Origin of the sequence: Isoptericola sp. NPDC056578 (assembly GCF_042793275.1) — a bacterium.
In the GTDB taxonomy this organism is placed as follows: domain Bacteria; phylum Actinomycetota; class Actinomycetes; order Actinomycetales; family Cellulomonadaceae; genus Isoptericola.
This window is the reverse complement of record NZ_JBHTVC010000118.1, coordinates 1-1,736: the sequence shown is the minus strand read 5'-3', so window position 1 is coordinate 1,736 and position 1,736 is coordinate 1. Positions and strand designations below refer to the sequence as shown.

General features: G+C 54.1%; 2 tRNA genes and 2 rRNA genes. All 4 read left to right on the top strand.

From position 1 onward, the window contains the following. Positions 1-1,377: ribosomal RNA gene (locus tag ACFQ80_RS22570) — 23S ribosomal RNA — on the top strand; the annotation flags it as partial. Positions 1,378-1,432: 55 nt separating this feature from the next. Further along, positions 1,433-1,548: ribosomal RNA gene (gene rrf / locus ACFQ80_RS22565) — 5S ribosomal RNA — on the top strand. Positions 1,549-1,557: 9 nt separating this feature from the next. Next, positions 1,558-1,632, top strand: a tRNA-Asn gene (locus ACFQ80_RS22560). Positions 1,633-1,635: 3 nt separating this feature from the next. Then, positions 1,636-1,726: transfer RNA gene (locus ACFQ80_RS22555), tRNA-Ser, on the top strand. The last annotated feature ends 10 nt before the right edge of the window (positions 1,727-1,736 follow it).

Genomic DNA, 1,736 nt, shown 5'->3' with positions numbered 1-1,736 from the left:
GCACATAGGGTGAGAACTGATAGTGACCGCGTATGCGGGAAACGGGTGATCCTCTGCTGCCAAGAAAAGCCTCTAGCGAGGGAGAAGGTGCCCGTACCGCAAACCGACACAGGTAGGCGAGGAGAGAATCCTAAGGCGCGCGGGAGAACTCTCGTTAAGGAACTCGGCAAAATGACCCCGTAACTTCGGGAGAAGGGGTGCTTTTTAGGGTGAATAGCCCGGGAAAGCCGCAGTGAATAGGCCCAAGCGACTGTTTAGCAAAAACACAGGTCTCTGCGAAGCCGTAAGGCGAAGTATAGGGGCTGACGCCTGCCCGGTGCTGGAAGGTTAAGAGGAGGGGTTAGCGGATCACGAAGCTCTGAACTGAAGCCCCAGTAAACGGCGGCCGTAACTATAACGGTCCTAAGGTAGCGAAATTCCTTGTCGGGTAAGTTCCGACCCGCACGAAAGGCGCAACGATCTGGGCACTGTCTCAACGAGAGACTCGGTGAAATTATAGTACCTGTGAAGATGCAGGTTACCCGCGACAGGACGGAAAGACCCCGTGGAGCTTTACTGCAGCCTGATATTGAATGTTGGTACAGTTTGTACAGGATAGGCGGGAGCCATTGAAACCGGAGCGCTAGCTTCGGTGGAGGCGCTGGTGGGATACCGCCCTGACTGTATTGAAATTCTAACCTACGGGTCTTATCGACCCGGGAGACAGTGTCAGGTGGGCAGTTTGACTGGGGCGGTCGCCTCCTAAAGAGTAACGGAGGCGCCCAAAGGTTCCCTCAGAATGGTTGGAAATCATTCGTAGAGTGCAAAGGCATAAGGGAGCTTGACTGCGAGACCTACAAGTCGAGCAGGGACGAAAGTCGGGCTTAGTGATCCGGTGGTTCCGCATGGAAGGGCCATCGCTCAACGGATAAAAGCTACCCCGGGGATAACAGGCTTATCTCCCCCAAGAGTCCACATCGACGGGGAGGTTTGGCACCTCGATGTCGGCTCATCGCATCCTGGGGCTGTAGTCGGTCCCAAGGGTTGGGCTGTTCGCCCATTAAAGCGGTACGCGAGCTGGGTTCAGAACGTCGTGAGACAGTTCGGTCCCTATCCGTCGTGGGCGTAGGAAATTTGAGAGGAGCTGTCCTTAGTACGAGAGGACCGGGATGGACGCACCGCTGGTGTACCAGTTGTTCTGCCAAGGGCATAGCTGGGTAGCTATGTGCGGAAGGGATAAGTGCTGAAAGCATCTAAGCATGAAGCCCCCCTCAAGATGAGATTTCCCATTCCGCAAGGAAGTAAGATCCCTGAAAGATGATCAGGTTGATAGGTCTGAGGTGGAAGTGTGGCGACACATGGAGCTGACAGATACTAATCGATCGAGGACTTAACCATATTTTTGAATGATGTCACACCTGTTATCTAGTTTTGAGAGAACACTCTCAATTTGTTTGGTGGCGATAGCGAAGAGGTCACACCCGTTCCCATACCGAACACGGAAGTTAAGCTCTTCAGCGCCGATGGTAGTCGGGGGTTTCCCCCTGTGAGAGTAGGACATCGCCAGGCAGACTTCATTCCGCAGTAGCTCAGTGGTAGAGCTATCGGCTGTTAACCGATCGGTCGTAGGTTCGAGTCCTACCTGCGGAGCCATACAGAGAAGTACCCAAGTGGCTCAAGGGGCTCCCCTGCTAAGGGAGTAGATCGCTAACGCGGTGCGAGGGTTCGAATCCCTTCTTCTCTGCCATATATACTGG